Source organism: Serratia marcescens, assembly GCF_029846115.1.
GTDB lineage: Bacteria > Pseudomonadota > Gammaproteobacteria > Enterobacterales > Enterobacteriaceae > Serratia > Serratia marcescens_L.
In genome coordinates, this window is record NZ_JARVZZ010000001.1 from 1011785 (window position 1) to 1032578 (window position 20794).

18 protein-coding genes, 1 tRNA gene and 1 pseudogene are annotated in these 20794 nt (G+C 61.6%); 12 read left to right on the plus strand and 8 right to left on the minus strand.

Annotated features, from left to right (window positions below; all coding sequences use genetic code 11):
• Positions 1-73: 73 nt before the first annotated feature.
• The 6 genes from QDT79_RS04680 (at position 74) to QDT79_RS04705 (ending at position 5290) form a co-directional block, all read left to right on the plus strand.
• Positions 74-724 (plus strand): DcrB/PsbP domain-containing protein, encoded by a 651-nt coding sequence (locus QDT79_RS04680; protein ID WP_033636562.1) that lies wholly within the window; start codon positions 74-76, stop codon positions 722-724.
• 40 nt (positions 725-764) lie between these two features.
• Complete coding sequence (locus tag QDT79_RS04685) at positions 765-1370, plus strand: glutathione S-transferase (protein WP_063989145.1); 606 nt, start codon at positions 765-767, stop codon at positions 1368-1370.
• Between the two features lie 69 nt (positions 1371-1439).
• Positions 1440-2834, plus strand: a complete 1395-nt coding sequence (selA, locus tag QDT79_RS04690; protein ID WP_308316236.1) for an L-seryl-tRNA(Sec) selenium transferase — start codon at positions 1440-1442, stop codon at positions 2832-2834.
• Positions 2831-4672 (plus strand): selenocysteine-specific translation elongation factor, encoded by a 1842-nt coding sequence (gene selB, locus QDT79_RS04695; protein ID WP_308316237.1) that lies wholly within the window; start codon positions 2831-2833, stop codon positions 4670-4672. Before selA ends, selB begins: the two co-directional genes overlap by 4 nt.
• 82 nt (positions 4673-4754) lie before the next feature.
• Positions 4755-5015 (plus strand): CopG family ribbon-helix-helix protein, encoded by a 261-nt coding sequence (locus tag QDT79_RS04700; RefSeq protein WP_063989142.1) that lies wholly within the window; start codon positions 4755-4757, stop codon positions 5013-5015.
• Positions 5015-5290 carry a type II toxin-antitoxin system RelE/ParE family toxin gene (locus QDT79_RS04705; RefSeq protein ID WP_063989141.1) on the plus strand — a complete coding sequence of 92 codons (276 nt, stop codon included), beginning with the start codon at positions 5015-5017 and terminating at the stop codon, positions 5288-5290. The genes QDT79_RS04700 and QDT79_RS04705 overlap by 1 nt, the downstream gene beginning before the upstream one ends.
• Positions 5291-5301: 11 nt before the next feature.
• Here the strand turns inward: QDT79_RS04705 and QDT79_RS04710 are convergent, their stop codons facing one another.
• Entirely contained in the window at positions 5302-6213 is a 912-nt protein-coding gene (locus QDT79_RS04710; RefSeq protein WP_149559913.1) for a LysR family transcriptional regulator, read from the minus strand.
• Positions 6214-6334: 121 nt separating this feature from the next.
• Between QDT79_RS04710 and QDT79_RS04715 the strand changes: the two genes are divergently transcribed.
• A complete protein-coding gene (locus tag QDT79_RS04715) occupies positions 6335-6961 on the plus strand; it encodes a LysE family translocator (protein ID WP_063989139.1) in 627 nt (208 codons plus the stop codon).
• A gap of 53 nt (positions 6962-7014) precedes the next feature.
• Here QDT79_RS04715 and QDT79_RS04720 read toward each other — a convergent pair whose 3' ends face one another.
• On the minus strand, positions 7015-8262 hold the full coding sequence (locus QDT79_RS04720; protein ID WP_063989204.1) for an MFS transporter: 1248 nt from the start codon (positions 8260-8262) through the stop codon (positions 7015-7017).
• 217 nt (positions 8263-8479) lie between these two features.
• Between QDT79_RS04720 and QDT79_RS04725 the strand changes: the two genes are divergently transcribed.
• On the plus strand, positions 8480-9472 hold the full coding sequence (locus tag QDT79_RS04725; protein WP_063989138.1) for an acyltransferase: 993 nt from the start codon (positions 8480-8482) through the stop codon (positions 9470-9472).
• Here the strand turns inward: QDT79_RS04725 and QDT79_RS04730 are convergent.
• From QDT79_RS04730 to QDT79_RS04745, 4 genes are all read right to left on the minus strand, one after another.
• A complete protein-coding gene (locus QDT79_RS04730) occupies positions 9467-10390 on the minus strand; it encodes a GlxA family transcriptional regulator (protein WP_308316238.1) in 924 nt (307 codons plus the stop codon). The genes QDT79_RS04725 and QDT79_RS04730 overlap by 6 nt on opposite strands.
• A gap of 2 nt (positions 10391-10392) precedes the next feature.
• A complete protein-coding gene (locus QDT79_RS04735) occupies positions 10393-10944 on the minus strand; it encodes an isochorismatase family protein (protein WP_060441240.1) in 552 nt (183 codons plus the stop codon).
• A gap of 100 nt (positions 10945-11044) precedes the next feature.
• A complete protein-coding gene (locus QDT79_RS04740) occupies positions 11045-12433 on the minus strand; it encodes an amidohydrolase family protein (protein WP_107227519.1) in 1389 nt (462 codons plus the stop codon).
• A 127-nt stretch (positions 12434-12560) separates the two neighbouring features.
• Positions 12561-13415, minus strand: coding sequence for a LysR family transcriptional regulator (locus QDT79_RS04745; protein ID WP_041037265.1), 855 nt, complete (start codon positions 13413-13415; stop codon positions 12561-12563).
• Between the two features lie 126 nt (positions 13416-13541).
• Between QDT79_RS04745 and QDT79_RS04750 the strand changes: the two genes are divergently transcribed.
• The 4 genes and pseudogenes from QDT79_RS04750 to QDT79_RS04765 all read left to right on the plus strand — a co-directional run bounded on the left by QDT79_RS04750 (position 13542) and on the right by QDT79_RS04765 (position 17579).
• A complete protein-coding gene (locus QDT79_RS04750) occupies positions 13542-14741 on the plus strand; it encodes a cyanate transporter (protein WP_308316239.1) in 1200 nt (399 codons plus the stop codon).
• A 75-nt stretch (positions 14742-14816) separates the two neighbouring features.
• Positions 14817-16160 (plus strand): esterase-like activity of phytase family protein, encoded by a 1344-nt coding sequence (locus QDT79_RS04755; RefSeq protein WP_308316240.1) that lies wholly within the window; start codon positions 14817-14819, stop codon positions 16158-16160.
• 98 nt (positions 16161-16258) lie between these two features.
• A tRNA-Sec gene (locus QDT79_RS04760) sits at positions 16259-16353 on the plus strand.
• A 177-nt stretch (positions 16354-16530) separates the two neighbouring features.
• Positions 16531-17579 (plus strand): annotated as a pseudogene (locus QDT79_RS04765) (virulence RhuM family protein).
• 189 nt (positions 17580-17768) lie between these two features.
• On the opposite strand, the gene QDT79_RS04770 reads toward QDT79_RS04765, so the two are convergent.
• Together QDT79_RS04770 and QDT79_RS04775 are read right to left on the minus strand one after the other, a co-directional pair.
• The gene (locus QDT79_RS04770; protein WP_107227510.1) at positions 17769-18026 is read right to left on the minus strand and encodes a colicin E3-like toxin immunity protein; all 258 of its coding nucleotides are present in this window, start codon (positions 18024-18026) and stop codon (positions 17769-17771) included.
• Between the two features lie 13 nt (positions 18027-18039).
• Entirely contained in the window at positions 18040-20571 is a 2532-nt protein-coding gene (locus QDT79_RS04775) for a colicin-like bacteriocin tRNase domain-containing protein (RefSeq protein ID WP_107227509.1), read from the minus strand.
• Positions 20572-20794 lie beyond the last annotated feature (223 nt).

Genomic DNA, 20794 nt, shown 5'->3' on the forward strand with positions numbered 1-20794 from the left:
GCACGGGCTTCTGGCATTCGCCCGGGCGAGTTGCTACGTTTAGGCCATAACGCGCCAAGCGAAAGGAACCACGATGTTAAACACCCTGGCAAAACTGACCGCGGTCGCCGTGTTGGCGGTTGGACTGGCGGCCTGCGACAACAAGGACGACACCAAACCGGCGGTGCCGCCACCGGACACCAAGCCGACCGTGACGCAGCCCGCGCCACCGCCGCCGCCTGCGCCGGTAGAAACCCCGCCCGCGCCACCGGGGCTGAACGTCTCGCTGCAGAAGGGCAAAATCACCTTCGAGCTGCCGCCGGGCTTTAGCGATCAGACGCTGAACAGCGGCATCATCAACGACAGCACCTCCACCATTCAGCGCTTTCTCGACGGCAAGTCGCGCCAGAGCGCGGTCTCGTCCGAAGTGATCCCGCCGGACGGCATGAAGCTCAACACCAGCGACAAAATGCTGAAAGAGCTGGCGCAGAGCGCCATCACGGTGCTGGCCGAACGCTATCAGAATATCCAGACCACCAAAGAAGAGAACTTCAGCGTCGGCAAACAGAAGTTTCGCCGGGTGGATACCGAGCAGACCGTCAACGGGCAAAAGGTGGTCTCCACCCTGGTGTTGACGGTGTTCAACAAGCGGGTAGTGACGCTGCAAATGCTGTCGCCGGCCAAAACGCCGGAAGTGCATCAGGCGCTGGTGCAGCGGATTATCGATACCCTGGCGGTGAAGTAAGCGCATTGCGCCGTGGCCAGGACGAAGCGGAGGAGATCGGATGAAGCTTATCGGCAGTTACACCAGTCCCTTTGTGCGCAAGATTTCCGTGATGCTGCTGGAGAAGGGGATCGCGTTCGAATTCGTCAACGATCCGCCGTATGAGCCCGGCAGCCGGGTGAAGGAGCTGAACCCGCTCGCCAAGGTGCCGGTGCTGATCGCCGATGACGGCGAGGTGTTTTACGACTCGCCGGTGGTGGCCGAATACCTTGAGCTGCTGGCGGTGGAGCCGGCGTTTTTGCCGGCTGAACGCGCCGCCGCGCTGCGCGTTCGCCAGGTGGCGGCGCTGGCGGACGGCGTGACCGACGCGGCGGCGACCCTGTTTCGCGAAAGCCGGCGCGCGCCGGAAAAACAGGACGAAAACTGGATGCTGCGCCAGCGTGACAAGCTGACGCAGGGGTTGGATGCGCTCGAGGCGCTGGCGCGGGAAAAAACGTGGCTCAATGCCGAGCGGCTGACGCTGGCGGATATCGCCACCGGCTGCGCGCTGGGCTACCTCAATTTCCGCCGCATCCTGCCGAACTGGTGCGTCGAGCGCCCGGCGCTGGTCAAGCTGGCTGAACGCCTGTTCGCTCGCGAAAGCTTCGCCCGCACTGCGCCGCCCTGAACGTTCTTTTCTCCCCGCCGCGGCGGGGTTTTGCTATGCCGATACGTCTAAACTGAAAACCGAGCGACCATGAGCACTGAATCCCACCTTCTTTACAGCCAACTGCCCGCCATTGACCGCCTGCTGCGAGAACCCGCGATTGAACCGCTGGTGGCGCAGCATGGCCAGACGCTGATCGGCGAACTGCTGCGCCGGCTGCAGGCCGAGGCGCGCGCCGCTATCAAGCAACAGCAACGTTTACCCGCCTGGTGCGGCGACTGGCCGCAGGCGCTGCGGGCGGAGCTGGCCCGGCAGCAACGCCCGGCTTTGCTGCCGGTGTTCAACCTCAGCGGCACCGTATTGCACACCAACCTCGGGCGCGCCCTGCTGGCGCAGCCGGTGAAGGAGGCGGTGAGCGCGGTGATGGGAGAGGCGGTGACGCTGGAGTACGATCTGGACGGCGCCGGGCGCGGCCATCGCGATCGGGCGGTGGCAGATCTGCTGTGCCGGCTGACCGGCGCGGAAGACGCCTGCATCGTCAATAACAACGCGGCGGCGGTGCTGCTGATGCTGGCGGCGATCGCCCCCGGCAAAGAGGTGGTGGTGTCGCGCGGCGAGCTGGTGGAAATCGGCGGTGCGTTCCGCATTCCCGACGTGATGCGCCAGGCCGGCTGCCAACTGGTGGAAGTCGGCACCACCAACCGCACCCATCTGAAGGATTACCGCCAGGCCATCAACGAGCAGACCGGCCTGTTGATGAAGGTGCACACCAGCAACTACAGCATTCAGGGCTTTACCGCGGCGGTCGACGAGGCCGAATTGGCGCAGCTCGGGGCCGAACAGGGCGTGCCGACCGCCACCGATCTGGGCAGCGGCTCGCTGATTGACATGGCGCAGTACGGCCTGCCCGCCGAGCCGATGCCGCAGAGGCTGCTGGCCGCCGGTATCGATCTGGTGACGTTCTCCGGCGATAAGCTGTTGGGCGGCCCGCAGGCCGGCATCATCGTCGGCAAAAAGGCGCTGATCGCTCGCCTGCAGCAGCATCCGCTCAAACGCGCGCTGCGCGTCGGTAAGCTGACGTTGGCGGCCCTGGAGGCCACGTTGCGGCTCTATCTGCAGCCGGAAAAACTGGCTGAGCAGCTGCCGACGCTGCGGCTGCTGACCCGCCCGCAGCAGGAGATGCAACAGGCGGCCGAGCGGCTGCTGGTGGCGCTGACGCCACGGTTCACCGCCGATTTCGAGCTGCGTGCCGAACCGTGCTGGTCGCAGATTGGCAGCGGTTCACTGCCGGTGGATCGCCTGCCCAGCTATGCGCTGACCTTCACGCCGCGCGACGGCCGTGGCGCCACGCTGGAGGCGTTGGCTGAACGCTGGCGCCGCCTGCCGCAGCCGGTGATCGGCCGCCTCGGCGACGGCCGGCTGTGGCTGGATCTGCGCTGTCTGGAACAGGAAGGGGCGCTGATCGACGCGCTGAGCGCCTCATGATCATCGCCACCGCCGGCCATGTCGATCATGGCAAAACCACCCTGCTGCAGGCGATCTCGGGGATCAACGCGGATCGCCTGCCGGAAGAAAAGCGCCGCGGCATGACCATCGATCTGGGTTACGCCTACTGGCCGCAGCCGGACGGCCGGGTGCTGGGTTTTATCGACGTGCCCGGCCACGAGAAATTCCTCGCCAATATGCTGGCGGGCGTCGGCGGTATCGACCATGCATTGCTGGTGGTGGCCTGCGACGACGGCGTGATGGCGCAAACCCGCGAGCATCTGGCGATCCTGCGCCTGAGCGGGCGCCCGGCGCTGACGGTGGCGTTGACCAAGGCCGACCGGGTGGACGCGGCGCGTGTCGACGAGGTACGCCGCCAGGTGCGCGACGAACTGGTGCGCCAGGGCTGGCCCGATGCGCCGCTGTTTGTTACCGCGGCGGCGGCGGGGGAAGGCATCGAGGCGCTGCGCGCGCATTTGCTGGCGCTGCCCTCCGGCGAGCACGCGTTGACGCGCCGTTTTCGCCTGGCGGTAGACCGTGCGTTCAGCGTCAAAGGGGCGGGGCTGGTGGTGACCGGCACCGCGCTCGGCGGTCGGGTGCAGGTGGGGGATACGCTGTGGCTGACCGGCGCCGACGCGCCGGTGCGGGTGCGTGGCCTGCACGCCCAAAATCAGACCGTGGAGCAGGCGCAGGCCGGGCAACGCATTGCGTTGAACATCAGCGGCGATGTCGATAAAGACCGGATCGCGCGCGGCGACTGGCTGCTGGCGCAGCGTCCACCGGAAGCGGCGGAACGCATTCTGGTGGCGCTGGAAGCGGATCGGCCGATCCGCCATTGGCAGCCGCTGCATCTGCACCATGCCGCCAGCCACATCACCGGGCGCATTTCGCTGCTGAACGACGGGTTGGCGGAACTGATCCTCGATCGCCCGCTGTGGCTGGCGGAAAACGATCGGCTGGTGCTGCGCGACATCGGCGCACGGCAAACGCTGGGCGCGGCCCGGGTGCTCAGGCTGAGCGCCCCCAAGCGCGGCAAGCGCCAGCCGGACTACCTGGCATGGCTGCAGGCTCTGGCGCAGGCGCAAGACGATGCGCAGGCGCTGGCGCTTGAGCTGCCGCAGGGCGCGCTGTCGCTGGCGGCGTTCGCCTGGGCGCGTCAGTTGACCGACGACGGCCTGGCGGCACTGCTGGCGGACCGCGATCTGCTGATCGTCGGTGACCGGGCGCTCGCGCAGGATCAGGTGCAACAGGCGGAGAGCCGGCTGCTGCAGGTGCTGGCGGAGTACCACCAACAGCACGCCGACCAGCTGGGGTTAGGGCGCGCCCGCCTGCGGCGCATGGCGTTGCCTCAGCAGCCGGAAGCGTTGGTGTTTATGATGATCGACCGGCTGCTGAAGGGCGGGGCGCTGCGCAATACGCGCGGCTGGCTGCACCTGCCGGAACACGGCCTGGCGTTCAGCGCCGACGAGGCGCCGCTGTGGGCGCGCATCGAACCGCTGTTTGGTGACGAGCCGTGGTGGGTGCGCGATCTGGCCAGCGAGTTGGGCGAAGAGGAGAGCCGGGTGCGAGCGCTGCTGCGCAAGGCGGCTCAGCTGGGCCATGTGACGGCGGTGGTGGTGGATCGCTACTACCTCAGCCGACGCATCGATCAGTTCGCGGCGCTGATCCGCGAGCTGGATGCGGAGCGGGGCGGCGCCAACGCCGCCGACTTCCGCGATCGGCTCGGCGTCGGGCGCAAGCTGGCGATCCAGGTGCTGGAGTTCTTCGATCGCAGCGGCTTTACCCGCCGCAAGGGTAACGAGCATCCGCTGCGCGACGGTGGGTTGTTCGGCAACTGATTGCGTGTTTTTTGTTCTCTGATGGCGGTATAATCAGCTTTAATCACTTTGATTGATATTGATTGTACTGAGGAGCAAGACGATGAATACGAAAGTCATCACCGCTCATGTCCCGCTGCCTTTGGCTGAAAAGGTGGATGAAATGGCCGCCAAACTTGAACGCTCACGGGGATGGATAGTGAAGCAAGCCCTCACCGCCTGGCTCGAGCAAGAGGAAGAGCGCCGCCGATTAACGCTGGCGGCGCTGGCCGATGTCGAACAGCATAACGTTATCGATCATGAGTCGGTAGAAGCCTGGGCGGCCAGCCTGGACAGTGACGAGCCGCTGCCGGTACCGCGCTGATGGAGTTAAAATGGACGAGTAAGGCGCTATCGGATTTGGCGCGTTTGTTTGAGTTTCTTGCCTTGGCTAACCGCACTGCGGCAGCGAATTCGGTGAAGGCCTTGGTCGCCGCGCCTAAAGCGTTGCTCGATAATCCTCGCCTGGGTGAAAGACTGGACGAGTTTTTACCGCAGGAAGTGAGGCGTATTCTGGTCGGCCGCTATGAGATACGTTACCAGGTGAAGCCGGCAACGATTTATGTTCTGCGTATTTGGCATACCCGCGAAGAGCGATAGGCAGAATTCCCCTAGCCGATAAATCTGACGGCGGCCCGGCTGACGTCGGGTGTTTGGGCGGCGAGAAACGCCTGTAAACGTTCGATCAGCGGCCGTTTCGCCGACTCCGCCGGCCAAACCAGATAGTAACCGTCGCCGGTGCGTACGGCGGCGTCACAAGGCAGCGCCAACACCCCTTCCTCAATGGTCCGCAGGCTCAGCGCCAGATCGCCGATCGAGATGCCGTGCCCGGCGATGGCCGCCGTATTGCCCTGTTCCAGCGAATCGAACACCTGGCCGCGCATGAGATCGATCGGGACTGCGGACCCGCTTTTTTGCAGCCAGCGCCGCCAGTCGCGCCGATCGGGCGAAGGATGGATCAGCGGGCAGGCGGCGAGATCGCACTGCCCGTCGGCGAGCAGCGCGGGGGCGCAAATTGGGATCAGCCATTCGTCGAACAGCTTGGCGGCGGCGGTGTTGGCGCCGAAATGGCCGTTGCCGAGCAGGATGGCGCAGTCGTAGGGTTCGCTGAAAAAATCCACGCTGTCGATGTCCATCCAGACGCTGACTGCCTGTACCTCGAACGCCTGCGCCGTTTGCCGGAACCGGCTCAGGCAGTCCAGCAGCCAGCGCAGGGTCAGGGTGGAGGGCGCCTTCAGCCGCAGCAGATCGCGGTGGCTTCTGAACAGCTCGCAGGCTTGCTCGATGCGGCCAAACCCTTGCTGCAGCTCGGCGGCGAAGATTTTCCCCTGCGGCGTGACCTCGATGCGCGGGCCGTTGCGCTGGAACAGCCGGCAGCCGAAGTGCTGCTCCAGCGTTTTGATGTGCTTGCTGACGGCGCTCGGGGTGAGATGCAGCTCCTCGGCGGCCAGCGTGAACGAGCCGGTGCGGGCGGCGCTCTCGAAGGCGCGCAGGGCGTAAAGCGGCGGAAGGGAACTGGCCATCGCGGCGTCTCTAATAATGAGTCTGATTCACAGTAAACGACAGGATTACTCCTTTTTCAAGGCGGGGGCGGCGGCATGATAATGGTGCGACGCCAACTGACTGAATGTGAGTGAAATAAAGATGAATCTGTCGTTACTGGCGGCGTATTTCGCCGCCATTTTTTTGCTGATCGCCACGCCGGGGCCGGTGGTGGCGATGGTGGCCAACACCGCGGCGCGCTTTGGCGCCAGGCGTGCGCTGTTGACCGCGCTGGGCAGCAACGGGGCCTCCTTGTTGCTGATCGGCACCGCCGCGCTGATTGTCACCGGGCTGTTCGCGGTGGATATGCGCATGCTGCAGTGGGTAGGCCTGCTGGGCTGCCTGTATATCGGCCGCTTGGCGATCGTCTCGCTGTATGAGGATTTATCCGCGCGAACCCCCGATGCGCAGCCCGTTGCGCCGCCGCAAAAACGCTCGGCGATCCTGAACGGTTTTCTGGTGGGCATCGCCAACCCCAAAGACATTATCTTCTTCGTCGCCTTTTTCCCGCAGTTCATTGCCGTCACCCCTTCGGTCGGCGCCAGCCTGACGCTGCTGACCGCACTGTGGGTGCTGGCGGACTTCGCCATTTTGCTGGCCTATATCACCCTGCTGTCGGGAACGGCGCTGCAGCGCGCGCGGCGGGCGATCTCTGTCCTGTCGGCGTCGCTGCTGTTGGGGGTGGCGGTGATAGGGGTAGGATATGCGTTGTGGGCACTGTTTGGCTGAAGCCGCATAAAAAACGCCGGTCGGGAAACCGGACCGGCGTTTTATCGTGGCATTTAAGCCGCGCCGGTCGGCTGCGGCGTGGGGTCGCCGTTGCGGCGTTTGCCGATAAACAGCGCCACCAGCGTCAGCCAGCACAGGCCGCTGATGAGGTTGAACAGGTTGAACAGCCCGCTGCCGCCCCAGACGTAGGCGACCTTGGCCAGTTCGATGCCGACGGTGAACACCATCATGCTCAGCATGCCCATGGTGGCCGACACGGTGCCCTTGCTGACATTGCTGGAGAACAGCGTCAGGCGGTACAGGCCGGCGTTGGCGAGGCCAATGCCGAAGGCGTACAGGCTCAGGCCGGCGGTCATCCACAGGTAGGCATGGCTGGAGAACTGGGTCGCCAGCGCGGCGATCAGTAGCCCCAACAGCATCGGGCCTGCACCCAGCTTGATCAGGCGCTCCACGCTATTTTTGCCGGTCAGGCGCGCCAGCGTCAGGTTGCCGAGGATCAGCGCGCCGAATACCGGGATTTGCAGCAGGCCGTAATCCAGCGTCGACAGCGACTCACCGCTGATCAGGATCACCGGCGACTGGGCGATCCAGGCCAGCAGCGGCAGGCTGGCGAAACCGATCGCCAGGGCGCCGCACAGGAAGCGGCGGTTGCCCAACACCTGGCGGTAGTCGCGCCACAGGTTGGCGGCGGAAAACGCCTCGCCCTGCAGCGTGGCGGTTTCCGGCATCGCTTTCCACAGGCCGTAGAAGGCGATGGCCGCCAGCGCGGCGAACAGCACGAACATGCTCTGCCACGGCGCGACGTGGATCAGCGCCGCGCCGGCCAGCGGCCCGAGCAGCGGGGCGATCAGCGCCACGTTGGCCATCAGTGCGGTGATCTTGATGCACACCGATTCTTCAAACGACTCCTGAATGGTGGCGTAGCCGACGGCGCCGATAAAGCACAGGCCGATGCCCTGCAGGAAACGCATGGCGATGAACTGTTCGATGGTGGTGACCAGCAGGATCGCCAGGCAGGCGACGATAAAGAACGCCACCCCGGCCAGCATCACCGGGCGACGGCCGCGGCGATCCGACAGCGGCCCGAGCAGCCACTGCAGGAAGATGCCGCCGGCCAGATAGGCGGTCATCGAGGTGGGTACCCACTCTTCGCCGGCGTTGAAATCCGCCACGACGGCCAGCATGCCCGGCTGAATCATATCGTTGCCGATATAGGTGGCGAACTCGAACAGCACCAGACAAAGAGGGAATAAAAGCGCCTGTCGGCCCAAACGTGCCGCAGGTGGTAATGTTGTTTTCATTTTATTGTACTGATAGTAAAAGAGAAAAAGTAACTGCCAGGGCGGGAGGCGCAAACTGAGCGAGTTGTGGCGGCTATTTTGCCGCCAATTGTTCACCTTCGCAATCATAAGGTGTTGTTTAAGTGCATTCTGATATTTCGCTTTTGGGTTGTCGCCGAACGCCGTGCCCGATAACCTCTTCTTAACCTATCAATATGACACAAGATCGGGCGAGCGTTTGAGCGAGAAAATCGGTTGGATAGACAATCTGCGGGCGATGGCGTGCATGATGGTGGTGATGATCCACGCCACCACCTATTACGTCACCAACGGCGCGGCGATAGGGCTGCACAACTGGGATATTGCCAACGTGCTGAACTCGCTGTCGCGCGTGTCGGTGCCGCTGTTTTTCATGATTTCCGGCTACCTGTTTTTCGGCGACAAGAGCGCCGGCCGGCGGCATTTCACCCGTATCGCCTGCTGCATTCTGTTCTACAGCGCCATCGCGCTGATCTATATCGCGGCCTTTACCAAGATCGGCTTCTGGCCGTCGCTGCGCGCCATCCTGCAAAAGCCGGTGTTCTATCATCTGTGGTTTTTCTATGCCATTGCGGTGATTTACCTGCTGTCGCCGCTGATCAGCGTCAAGCCGGTATCGCGCCGTTACCTGGCCGCCGCGCTGGTGGTGTTGGCGGCGATCGCCAACCCGAATACCGACAAGCTGACCTTCGGCAACGTGCACCTGCTGCCGGTTAACCTGTATATCTACGGCGATACCTTCTACTACCTGCTGTATGCGCTGGCCGGGCGGGCGATTGGCATGATGGAGGCGCGCGGGCGCGCCGTGGGCTGGCTGGCGGCGCTGGGATTTGTGCTGTGCGTAGCGCTGATCGCGCGCGGCACCAAACACCAGCTGTTCATCAACGGCAATTTCGCCGATACCTACTACATCTACAGCGGTCCGCTGGTGTTTATGGCGGCGGTGGCGCTGCTGGTGTGGGTGAAACACTGTTTGCCGCAGCCGATCGGCTGGCTGAGCGCGTTCTCCCGCCATTCGCTGGCGATCTACGGTTTTCACGCCCTGATCGTCAACGTGATGCGCAGCCGGCACCTGGATTTCACCGGCCACCCGCTGCTGGATATCTTCTGGGTGTTCGGCGTGGCGTTGGGTCTCAGCCTGCTGCTGTCTGTCGGCCTGCAGCGGCTGGATACCCGCCGGCTGGTGTCATAGCGGCGAGCGCTGACGCTGCTGGGCGCGGCGCAACTGCCGCCCGGAAGAAAAACCGGCCGCCAGCGCGGCCTTCTCCAACCCATATCCTTGCTGCAGGCGCTGTTGCGCCACCGCCAACCGCAGCTGCTCATGATATTCCCGCACGCTGATGCCGACGTGGCTGCGAAACAGCCGCGCCAGGTGGCGGCTGCTGACGTGCGCTTTTTCCGCCACCTGTGGCACCGACCAGTCGGCCTCCGGCTCGGCGGCCATCACGTCCTGCGCGCGGTGCACCGCCGGGTGCAGATGGTTGCGGTAGCGCAGCCAGGGCGACAGCTGCGGATCGTCGCCGGCGCGGCGGAAATAGACCACCATATCGCGGGCGACGTCGCGCGCCCGGCCGGAGCCGCAGTGGCGGTGCACCAGGTGCAGCGCCAAATCGATGCCGGTGGTGATGCCCGCGCTGGTGTAGACGCCGCGATCTTCGACGAAGATACGGTTCTCTTTCACCTGCGCCGCCGGCGCCTGCAGGCGGATACGTTCGATGACGTCGTGGTGGGTGGTGCACTGATAGCCGTCGAGCAGCCCGGCCTGCGCCGCCAGCAGCGCGCCGGAACAGATGCACACCAGGGTGATGCGCTGTCGCTGCAGATCGGGCTGCAGCGTTGCCAGCCAGCGGCGCGCCTGCTCGGCCTCTTCCCCGGCGAAATAGCGCTGCGAATCGCCGACGCCCGGCAGCACCAGGATGGCGCCGTCTTCCAGGCGTTCGGGCAACGGCTGCAGGCCGCTCAGCGTCATGCCGATGGAGCAGACGATCTGCGGCGCCGGGCTGAGATAACGCAGGCTGAACTGCCCCGCGAGACGCAGGGTTTCCGCCGGGCCGCTGACGTCCAGCGACAGCACGTTGGGCAACAGCAGAAAATAGACGGCCTGCGACATGGTTACTCCTGTGCGAGTTGCGCCAGCGCCTCATCCACGCTGGCGATGCGGGCGAAACGATCGACCAGTACGGTTTCAGTATGCCGCTTCAGCTGCGCGGGGGTAAAGACTTCACCGTCGGGATGGCGCATCGGGAAGGTCAGCGTCGCCTCGGTGACGAAGGTCACCCGATAACCGAGATCGGACGCCACCCGGGTGGTGGTTTCGCAGCACTGCTCGGTGCGGATGCCGGAGACGATCAGGTGGTTGATATCCCGCTCGCGCAGCCAGGCGTCGAGGCCGGATTCGGTCAGCGCATTGTGCACATGCTTATGCACGGTGATATCCGCCTGGTGGGTGAGGAACGGCAGGCGCTGCACGTGGCCTGATGCCAGCGAGAACGGCCCCTGCGGCGAAACGTGCAGCACGTCGACCAGTGCCGCGCCGCGTTGTTGGCAGCCCGCGATCAGGCGGGTCAGCGCCTGCTGAAACGCCGGCAGATCGTCCTCCTGCCAGAATGGACGGTGCTGGAATGATTGCTGGACATCGATGATCAATAACGCGCTCTGTGACATTTTCGGCCCTCCGCCAGTGTGTGTAGCGACCATCTTGCGCCGCGCCTTACTCTGGCAGAAGGCCAAAAACGGCCATCATGATGACAACAGCGGACCGACCTTAGGCTTTGCTCACCTGGCCGGCCACCAGACGCCCCTGATGGAAGGTGGCGCTGCGCGCCGGCAGGCGGGCGACCGCCTCGGCGGAACAGCTGGCGTTGACCAGCACGAACTCGGCGGCGTCGCCGGCTTTCGGCCAGGCGCGCTGGCCCTTATCGTCCAGCGGCAGCACGCCGCCGGTGGAGATGGCCATGGCGCGCGACAGGTGATACTCGTCGGAGCCGCGGTACAGCTGGGCATACAGGTTAGCCTTCTCCAGAATGTCGCCGGTGCCGAACGGCGACCAGTGGTCGATCACGCTGTCGGTGCCGGTCATCACGAACACCCCTTTCTCGCTGAGCTGCGGCAGCGGCATCATCAGGCCGCCGATCGGCACCGTGGAGGCGATGGTGATCTGCTGCGCCGCCAGCCGGGTGGCGGTTTCCGCCAGTTCGCCCGGCGTCAGCGTGGTCAGGGCGAAAGCGTGGCTGATGGTGACTTTGCCGCGCAGCGCCGGGTTTTGCTCCACGGTGGCGATCATATAGTTGATGGCGGCGACCCCGGCCGGGCTGGTCTCATGCAGGTGGATATCCACGCCTTTGCCGGTATCGAGGGCGATCTGGAACATGGCGTCGAGCGATTTCTCCATCGCGCCGTCGACGTTGGTCGGATCCAGCCCGCCGACGTACTGCACGCCCATCTGCATCGCTTCGCGCATCAGCGCATCGACCTTGGAGTGCAACAGCCCGTGCTGCGGGAAGGCGACGATTTCACAGCTGAAGTCCGCCCGGTGGTTTTCCAGCGCGCGCTGCAGGTGTTCCAGGCTTTTCAGGCCGCTGACCGGATCGATATTGCAGTGGCTGCGCGCCACGGTGCTGCCTTTGGACTGCAGCAGGGCGATCAGATTTTCCGCCCGCTGCTGCGAGGTGGGCAGCAGTTTCGGGATCAGCGTCTGCTCCAGCGCGATCATGTCCATGATGGTCTTGCCCTGGCGCGGGCGCGGCGCCTGCCACGGGCCGCTGTAGAAGGTTTTGTCCAGGTGGATGTGCATATCACGGAACGCCGGCAGCAGCAGCTGGCCCTGCGCCTGATAGCGGGGCACGCCGGCGGGCAGGGGGGCGTTGGCGGCGTGAATGGCGGCGATCTTGCCGTCTTTGATCTCCAGTGTGTACAGCGCGGTGCGGGTGCCGATCACCGTTTCGCCGTCGTATTCAAAGCCGTCTTCCAGCCGCACCTCACTCAGGCAGTAGTGGCGATCGGTTAGGGTCATCGGTGCCGGTGCGCACTGCCCGTCGCCCGGTGACGCGGCCTGCGCCATGCCGCCCGTCAGGCCGATCACCGCGCAGGCGGTGGTGAGTTTGCCGGTTTGGCTGAGGAAGGCTCTGCGGCCCGGTTGTTGAGGGTTTTCCACGTTCGGTTCCTTAATCCAGAGGTGAGGGTGAAAACATCCCCCAATTTAGGAGAGGAATCGACCGGTTGGCAGCGACATTTGCCACTGGTGACTATTCGATTTGGTAATGATCGGCGTCTGCCGGCGTTTATTTCAACCCGCAAAACACCGCCAGCCGCTGGGCCAGCGCCAGCGTGGCGGCGGGGGCGCCGTCGCGGTAGTAGAGTGCCAGTTCGAAGCTGTCTATCGGCGGCAATCCTTCGGCCTCGCCCAGCACCCGATGCGTGGGCAGACGGCAGCCGGCCGGCAGCAGGGTGACGCCCAGCCCGGCGGCGGAAGCGGCGGTTAGCGCCGCCAGACTGGCGCTGCTGTAGCCGATGCGCCAGCGTTTGCCGAGGTTGTCCAACGCCTGGCACAGCTCGTCGCGGTACAGGCCGCTGAGCGGAAATACCGCCAGCGGCACCGGCGATTGCTCGATGGCCGGGAAGGCCAGGCTGTCCAGCCACAGCAGCGGTTCCGGCCGCGCGGCGCGCGGCGGTTGCCGGCGGCGCTGCTTCACCAGGATCAGATCCAGCTCTTCACGCGCGTAGGCACTGTGCAGATCGGCGCTCAGGCCGCTGGCGACGTCCAGCCGCAGGTGCGGGTGCTCGCGGCTGAAGTCGGCCAGCAGCTCGGTGGTGGGTACGGCGAAATCCTCCGGCATGCCGATCCGCAGCACGCCGTCGCGCCAGATGCCGGTCAGCGCGTCGTGGGCTTCTTCATTCAGCGCGATGATGCGGCGTGCGTAGCTCAACAGCTTGACGCCTTCTTCGGTCAGCAGCACCTGATGCGAGGAGCGCTCAAACAGCGGCTTGCCCAGCATCTCTTCCAGCCGGCGCACCTGCTGGCTAACGGTGGACTGCGACAAAAACACCCGCTCTGCGGCGCGGGTGAAGCTGTTGCTGTCGCATACGGCGACGAAGCTGAGCAGCAGCTGCGGATTGAACATCGGGTAGCGATTCATTTTCCCACTGTTGGCTATTTTATTATTTAATTTCCCAATACTAGCGGCGTTGCCTACAGTAACGCAACGCTGCGGCGATCGCGCTGTGACGCCGCACTCTTCATTTTGCAGTACCAGGAATATACCGTGTTAAATCATTCTGTTAATTCATCCTCTTCGCGCCGCTGGTTCAATCCCCTGCTGCTGGCGCTGGTGTTGATCGGCCTGAACATGCGGCCGCTGTTGACCTCGATTGGCCCGTTGCTGCCGACGCTGCGCCAGGCTACCGGGCTGAGCTTTGGCGGCGCGGCGCTGCTGACCACGCTGCCGGTGTTGATGATGGGCCTGATGGCGTTGGCGGGTGGCGCCATCAACCGGCTGTTCTGCGAACGCAGCGCCGTGGCGTTAAGTTTATTGGCGATCGGGCTGGGCGCGCTTTGGCGCGAACTGGCCCCCGGCAGCGTGCAGCTGCTGATGAGCGCGGTGCTGGGCGGGCTCGGCATCGGGGTGATCCAGGCGGTCATGCCCGGCATCATCAAGCATCATTTCCTCAAAAGCATGGCGCTGGTGGCCGGGCTGTGGTCGGCGGCGCTGATGGGCGGCGGCGGGCTGGGCGCGGCGATCACCCCGTGGTTGATGAGTGCGGGGCACGACTGGCACAGCGCGCTGGCCTGGTGGGCATTGCCGGCGCTGGTGGCGCTGCTGGCCTGGTGGCCGGTCAGCCGCGGGTTGTCTCGCCTGAGCGCGGCGGGTGAAAACCGCGGGCCAAGCCTGCTGCGCAACCGGCGCGCCTGGCTGCTCGGCGCCTATTTCGGCCTGATCAACGGCGGCTATACCAGCCTGATTGCGTGGCTGCCGCCGTATTACATGCAGCTCGGTTGGCAGCCGCAGGCCAGCGGTTCGCTGCTGGCGCTGATGACCTTCGGCCAGGTCGTGGGCGCGCTGCTGCTGCCGGCGCTGGCGCGCAATCATGACCGGCGGCCGCTGCTGCTGCTGGCGCTGATGATGCAATTGATCGGCTTTATCGGCCTGATTTACCTGCCGCAGACGCTGCCGTGGCTGTGGGTGCTGCTCTCCGGGCTGGGGCTGGGCGGCGCGTTCCCGCTGTGCCTGGTGCTGGCGCTCGATCACCTGCATCAGCCGGCGGCGGCCGGGCGACTGGTGGCCTTTATGCAGGGCGTCGGCTTCCTGCTGGCGGGCGTGACGCCCTACCTCTCCGGTCTGCTGCGCGACTACAGCGGCGGCTTCGTGCTGGACTGGCAGATCCACGCGCTGCTGGTGGTGGTGCTGATCGCCATCACCTGGCGCTTCCACCCGCACAGCTACCGGCGGGCGTTCGCCGAATAATATTTCTGTCATTGCCGCTCCCTATAGTGACGTTGCTTTTACTTCTGGGCGATAACAACGAAAAGGGACAATGACATGCACAACACCAAAACCCGGCTGGCGCTGCTGGTCGGCTGCATGGCGCTGAGCGCCAACCTGTGGGCCGACGCGCAGCCGGTGCAAGCGACGCTGGCCGGGCATGCGCTGCTGCCGGTGAAATCCACCGTTTCCACACCGAAGGATGCGCCGAGCGATCTGCAGCAGAGCGGCAAATACACCAGCGGCAAACGCGTCACCGAGCTGGGCAGCGTGGCGGGCAAATCCGCCGATCGCCTGACCGGCCTCGGCCTGCCGATCGACGGCCAGCCGCTGCAGGGCCACTCCGGCATCAAACACATGCCCGACGGCACCTACTGGGTGCTGACCGACAACGGCTTCGGCAGCAAGGCCAACTCACCGGACGCCATGCTGTATCTCAACCACTACAAGATCGATTTCAAAGACGGCACGGTCGCGCCGCTGAAGACGGTGTTCCTGCACGATACGGATAAAAAGGTGCCGTTCCACATTATCAACGAGAGCACCGAGAAGCGTTATCTGACCGGCAGCGATTTCGATCCGGAAAGCTTCCAGTTTGCCGACGATGCCTTGTGGATCGGCGAAGAGTTTGGGCCTTACCTGATCAAGGCCGACCTGAACGGCAAAGTGCTGGCGGTGTTCGACACCCTGGTGGACGGCAAGGTAGTGAAATCGCCGGACAACCCGACGCTGACCCTGCCGGGCGCGCCGGACGGCAAGCAGAACTTCCAGGTGGCACGCTCCAAAGGCTTTGAAGGCATGGCCGCCTCGCCGGACGGCAGCAAGCTATACCCGCTGCTGGAAGGGGCGCTGTGGGACGGCGAGCAGTTCGAGAACGTCGGCGGCAAACGCTACCTGCGGGTGCTGGAGTTCGACGTGAAACAGCAGGCCTGGACCGGCCGCAGCTGGCAGTACGTGCTGGAAGACAACCAGAACGCCATCGGCGACTTCAACATGATCGACGCCACCCACGGGCTGGTGATCGAGCGCGACAACGGCGAAGGCACGCCGGATAAAGCCTGCGCCGCCGGTGCGCCGACCGACAACTGCTTCAGCCAGGTAGCCAAGTTCAAGCGAGTGTATAAAATCGCTTTCTCGGACGCCAACGTCGGCAAACCGGTCGAGAAACTGGGCTATATCGACCTGCTGAACATTCAGGATCCGCACAAGCTGGCGCGCAAGCCGCTGAACGACGGCGTGTTGACCTTCCCGTTCTTCACCATCGAGAACGTGGACGTGGTGGACGCCAACCACATCATCGTCGGCAACGACAACAACTTCCCGTTTTCCTCCAGCCGCCAGCCCAATATGGCGGATGACAACGAGTTCATCCTGCTGGACGTGAAGGATTTCCTGAAGTAGCGCTCCTCGGCCGCCGAATCGCCGGCGGCCGCCATTTCCCGCTTAGCGCAGCGAACAAACTGCGCTATAATCAGCGCCTTGCTTCTTCTCTTCTCCAAGGAAGATCCTCGTCCCCGGTGGGGCGGCCGGACTTCAAATCCGGTTGGGGCCGCCAGCGGTCCTGGGCAGGTTCGACTCCTGTGATCTTCCGCCAAATTACTGTTTCCCTCACTTTCTTAAATTCAACAAAATCCTATCCAAGCGAGTCAGCTTGCAGATATTTTTTTGGGAAAATAACCGTTGTTCGAGTAATGAGCTTTGATGTGGTTCCCTGGCATACTGAGCGAACTACAGCGTTGTAAGTCAGATTTCAGATTAAAGCGGAGGCGACATGGCAGACAAGCACTTACCCCAATCACCGGCAGGTGAGTTTGTTATGTTTGCCAGCGATGACGGCAAAGTGCGCGTTGAATGTCGTTTTGAGCAAGAAACGCTGTGGCTGCCCCAGGCGACCATCGCGAATCTTTATCAAGTGACTCCCCAGGCGATTACGCAGCACATCAAAGCGATCTACGAAGAAGCGGAACTTGAACAAAACGCAACCTGTAAGTCTTACTTACAGGTTCAGCAGGAAGGGGGCCGTCACGTCAGGTAAGTCGCAATATCCTGCACTATAGTCTGCCCGTTATTCTTGCCGTTGGTTATCGTGTTCGTTCGCCTCGAGGAACTCAGTTCCGGCAGTGGGCAACCCAAACGCTTCAGGAATACCTGATAAAAGACTTCGTGATGGATGACGAGCGGCTTAAAAATCCGCCCGTGGGTTCATCCGCAGTGCCTGATTACTTTGATGAGATGCTGGAGTGCATCCGTGATATCCGTGCCAGTGAGCGTCAGGTTTATTTGCGGGTTAGGGAGATCTTCGCATTAGCCGCCGACTATCAGCCGTCACTTAAAGAGACAACGTTGTTTTTCCAAACTATCCAAAACAAGCTGCATTTTGCCTGCACCGGCCACACCGCTGCCGAACTCATCCATCAGCGGGCTGACGCCAGCCAGCCCCATATGGGCTTAAGCAGCTATAAGGGGGAGGAGGTGCGCAAAAGCGACGTGACGGTGGCGAAAAATTACCTCAATCAGGACGAAGTCAGTGAACTCAATCGCGTGGTCAACATGTGGTCAGATTTCGCTGAAGATCAGGCGCGGCGTCGTCAACAGATGTTCCTGCGTGACTGGCAGGATAAGCTGGATCAGTTTCTGTAATTTAACGACCGTGACGTTCTACAAGGTGCTGGCACGGTCAGTAAGAAAGCGGCAGATGAAAAAGCGCAGGCTGAATATGTCCAGTATGCCGAGCAGCAGCGCCGCTTAAAAGAAGCGGCGGGGGAACAGGATATTGCCGGTTTACTGCAGTGGAAAACAGACACCAAAAAGCGTCCATAAAGCCCCTTAAAGGGGGGAGTTTGGAGATCGGAAATTATTGTACGGTAAGGATGTTTTTTAAACATAATCCGTTATCGCAATAGGGGCACTCCTGCACTATACGGTATTCTTAGGGGATTGATATTAATAACAAAAAACCCAACAATATTGCAATTGTTGGGCGTTATTTGTTATGGGTAAAATGTCAGATTACCAATTGCCATCCTGATAATCGAACGAGATCTGGTAGGCAAATTTTTCAGGGGAAATTTTTGTCTTGAAATACGGTTGAAGCAATGGAATCCAACCACGTTCAACATTGAACCCACCATTATTAATATTATCTTCCAATGGCAACCCTAAGCCTTCGATAACTGAGCCATCATCCCCAAAGTCCTTAGAGTATTCTTCCCCTGCAAATTGACGTGAATCAATTTCAAACCAAACAAGATTTAATTTTAGTCCCATGATGACTATCTCCTTACAGATATTTCTTTTTGAGGTTACGTTCAGGTTTCGGCTCTTCAGTTCGTTCACCGGTGGTGGGATCAAATGCGCCTAGGTGCGTACCGTCGCTGGCTCGATATCCCTCCAGCTCACCGTGCCGTGAATCCCATTCATAGATTTTACGTCCCTTGTCGCCATACCAGCGTGCTCGAAGGCCTCCTCCCCCCTGAACAGGATTCTTCGACTCCCCTTTTTTGAGTTCACCCAGCCCGTGTATATCCTCTGTTTTTGGAGGCCGATGATATCCATGCCCAAATTCTGTCAACCCTTTCCGGGGTTTGACAAGCTCAGGCTTATCCTCCTTGGCCGGTTTTTTTCGTGGTTTGTTGAACATGACATAAATCGGATCAAGACCACTTTCAACCGGTGGAACCAAAATATAGTCATGGATCTGCTGAACATCACCATTGGGCAATGCAGTCAGCGTTCCTTTCCCTGACACATCGACACTGCCCCCCGTCGTAAGCTTGCCTGCAGGCGCACCAACCGGCGTGATGGTAATAATATAACCGGATACGCCCTTGTCATTCGCCGGTGTCCAGGTCAGAGAGATAGCACCGTCATCAGTGGTAAAGCGTAACTCCCTTTTCACCGCATCCCATGATAGTGGCCTTAATGGCACCGCACCTTTTACATTCCGCTCATCAGGGCGAACGATATTGATGTGGATTTTCTCTTCCCCGACATCCCCCGTCTCACGAGAAACCAGTCGATAAGGTAACCGCACCGAATTATAGTTGCCGAGCGCATTCCTCACATCGTCTCGTGTCAATCCGAACCGACCGATACCCAGGGATGACATGACGCTCAATGCCGGCACGTCCAAACTCTCGGAAAAGACAAAAGAGAGCTGAGCAAACTCAGCCGTGGTGACCTGCCCGTTGGCATACAGTTTTTCCGCAGGTGTCTTCGTCAATGTCGTCGAGGCCCGGGCAAACGCGCCACGGATACCTGCTTCCAGTGTCTCCGTCGCCGCTACCGAATTATAGTTGCTGATAACAAATCCGCTTTCACGCCAGAAGTAGGCAGGCTGCTCCAGAAACAGCGAACTGGGTTTGCTGCCCATGACCGGCGGATATTTGGGCAAATCGCCATCGCCAACCGTAAGAACGAATTCTTTCTTCGCCTGGTTGCGCCAGAACGCCGCTTGCGCTTGCGGTGACAACGAAGCAATATCCGGATCGGTCGGCTGCCGAGCACGAATTTTGCTCATATTTTCTCGTGCTCTGCGCTCGAATTCGGCAATTTCTGCACGTTTGTCGGTTTCCGCCTGTCGTTGCGAGGCCAGCTGATTATTCAGTGCTTCCGTAGACGCATTGGTCCGGGTCAGCTCGCGGCGATACTGGTCAGCCTGAGCCGGTTGGCTCCGGGCTCTGGCATTCGATTCCTGAACCGACTGGCGTTGCGCGGTAGCCTGCCCGAGAACAATTTGCGCCTGCGTTTCCGCAATTTGCCGCTGTATGATTGCCAGATCTTCTGGCAACAGCCAACCAAATGTCTTGGATTTTTCCTCGCGCGCCTTTTGCATTGCTTCACGCTCCTGGCGGATTTCCTGATAACTCAGAAGCGCTTTGCGTTCGGTCTCGCGGGCATTGACTTCATTGAGCGGAATGATCTCCACCACGGCAACATAAGCCGGTGGCAAATTACTGCCTGGGGGGAACACCACGATACCATCGTGCGTATTGCCGCCCGGCTGCGTTGCTGGCAACGGTTTGGCTTCAGCATTATTTATCTCGGTAACACCGTCCACGGGTTTCGCCGTGGTTGGCGGTGCCGGCGCATTGACGCGAATATGAATATCAGGCATGCCTGGTACAATTCCCGCCGTATAGACGTCCGGTCGCTTGGTGGGCTTAGCCTCCACAACCGGAACGCTCATCGGCAAAGACGGTGAACGAACAATGGCCACTTTCTGCTGCCCCTCGTCAACGAGGTCAGCAATACGGGCGCTGACCAGGGTTGCCGGTTGAGTGGGCAGTTGGCCCGGTGGCGTCTGAGTGACCAAATCCGCAGGGAGCGTCGTCGTGATATGTCGCACCATCGACATATCATCAGGAGCGATTTTGGTTGGCGTAATGCCTTCCACGACCAATCCCCAAAGGCTACCGCGCCACAGTGTTCCAACCGTAGGGATGCCGAGTGTTTTCACTTTGGCTATTGATTTCGTGATAAACGATTGCACCGTTTGGGATTTCAGCAGACTGAATCCCCACGCACCGTCGATCAACGAAAGATTGAATTGTGTCCCCACCGCGACAGACGCTTGTGCTTCCGGAAACAGACTCAGGTTAATGTTGCTCCCGGTGTTGGCGGGATCCCTGTCCCCACCATTGTTGCCACCACCAGTATGCCCGCCAGTGTCCTTATCCTTACCTCCCCATGGGTTATTCTCCGAACTCCAGCCAGAGTGATCGGATGCATCCACACCCCCACCCAGCCCCGTCGGCCCACCATTCACCCCACCGCCAGGACCGCGGCTGTCTTTACCATCACCACCACTCATAACTCATCTCCTGTTGAAATCGCACACGAATACTGTATGTGCATCCAGTTTTTAGCGAGAGTTAAAGGAGTTTACAAGTCATTAACCCAGCTGGTTGTTGTGCTGTATATCAAACAAAAAAGAGAGGAAGTTTGGGGTGAATGGGGTTTGAGGACCAATGGAACGAAAACGTACGTTAAGTAGATAATTAATTGTTTAAGTTGAAATTTAATGCTCTCTACTC

What these genes read in the sequence shown, in the direction of transcription:
- QDT79_RS04710 (WP_149559913.1), bottom strand. Translation starts at nt 6,213, where the DNA reads ATGGCCAGTTCCCTTCCGCCGCTTTACGCCCTGCGCGCCTTCGAGAGC.
- selB (WP_308316237.1), top strand. Translation starts at nt 2,831, where the DNA reads ATGATCATCGCCACCGCCGGCCATGTCGATCATGGCAAAACCACCCTG.
- QDT79_RS04705 (WP_063989141.1), top strand. Translation starts at nt 5,015, where the DNA reads ATGGAGTTAAAATGGACGAGTAAGGCGCTATCGGATTTGGCGCGTTTG.
- QDT79_RS04775 (WP_107227509.1), bottom strand. Translation starts at nt 20,571, where the DNA reads ATGAGTGGTGGTGATGGTAAAGACAGCCGCGGTCCTGGCGGTGGGGTG.
- QDT79_RS04715 (WP_063989139.1), top strand. Translation starts at nt 6,335, where the DNA reads ATGAATCTGTCGTTACTGGCGGCGTATTTCGCCGCCATTTTTTTGCTG.
- selA (WP_308316236.1), top strand. Translation starts at nt 1,440, where the DNA reads ATGAGCACTGAATCCCACCTTCTTTACAGCCAACTGCCCGCCATTGAC.
- QDT79_RS04735 (WP_060441240.1), bottom strand. Translation starts at nt 10,944, where the DNA reads ATGTCACAGAGCGCGTTATTGATCATCGATGTCCAGCAATCATTCCAG.
- QDT79_RS04745 (WP_041037265.1), bottom strand. Translation starts at nt 13,415, where the DNA reads ATGAATCGCTACCCGATGTTCAATCCGCAGCTGCTGCTCAGCTTCGTC.
- QDT79_RS04730 (WP_308316238.1), bottom strand. Translation starts at nt 10,390, where the DNA reads ATGTCGCAGGCCGTCTATTTTCTGCTGTTGCCCAACGTGCTGTCGCTG.
- QDT79_RS04770 (WP_107227510.1), bottom strand. Translation starts at nt 18,026, where the DNA reads ATGGGACTAAAATTAAATCTTGTTTGGTTTGAAATTGATTCACGTCAA.
- QDT79_RS04755 (WP_308316240.1), top strand. Translation starts at nt 14,817, where the DNA reads ATGCACAACACCAAAACCCGGCTGGCGCTGCTGGTCGGCTGCATGGCG.
- QDT79_RS04700 (WP_063989142.1), top strand. Translation starts at nt 4,755, where the DNA reads ATGAATACGAAAGTCATCACCGCTCATGTCCCGCTGCCTTTGGCTGAA.
- QDT79_RS04685 (WP_063989145.1), top strand. Translation starts at nt 765, where the DNA reads ATGAAGCTTATCGGCAGTTACACCAGTCCCTTTGTGCGCAAGATTTCC.
- QDT79_RS04720 (WP_063989204.1), bottom strand. Translation starts at nt 8,262, where the DNA reads ATGAAAACAACATTACCACCTGCGGCACGTTTGGGCCGACAGGCGCTT.
- QDT79_RS04680 (WP_033636562.1), top strand. Translation starts at nt 74, where the DNA reads ATGTTAAACACCCTGGCAAAACTGACCGCGGTCGCCGTGTTGGCGGTT.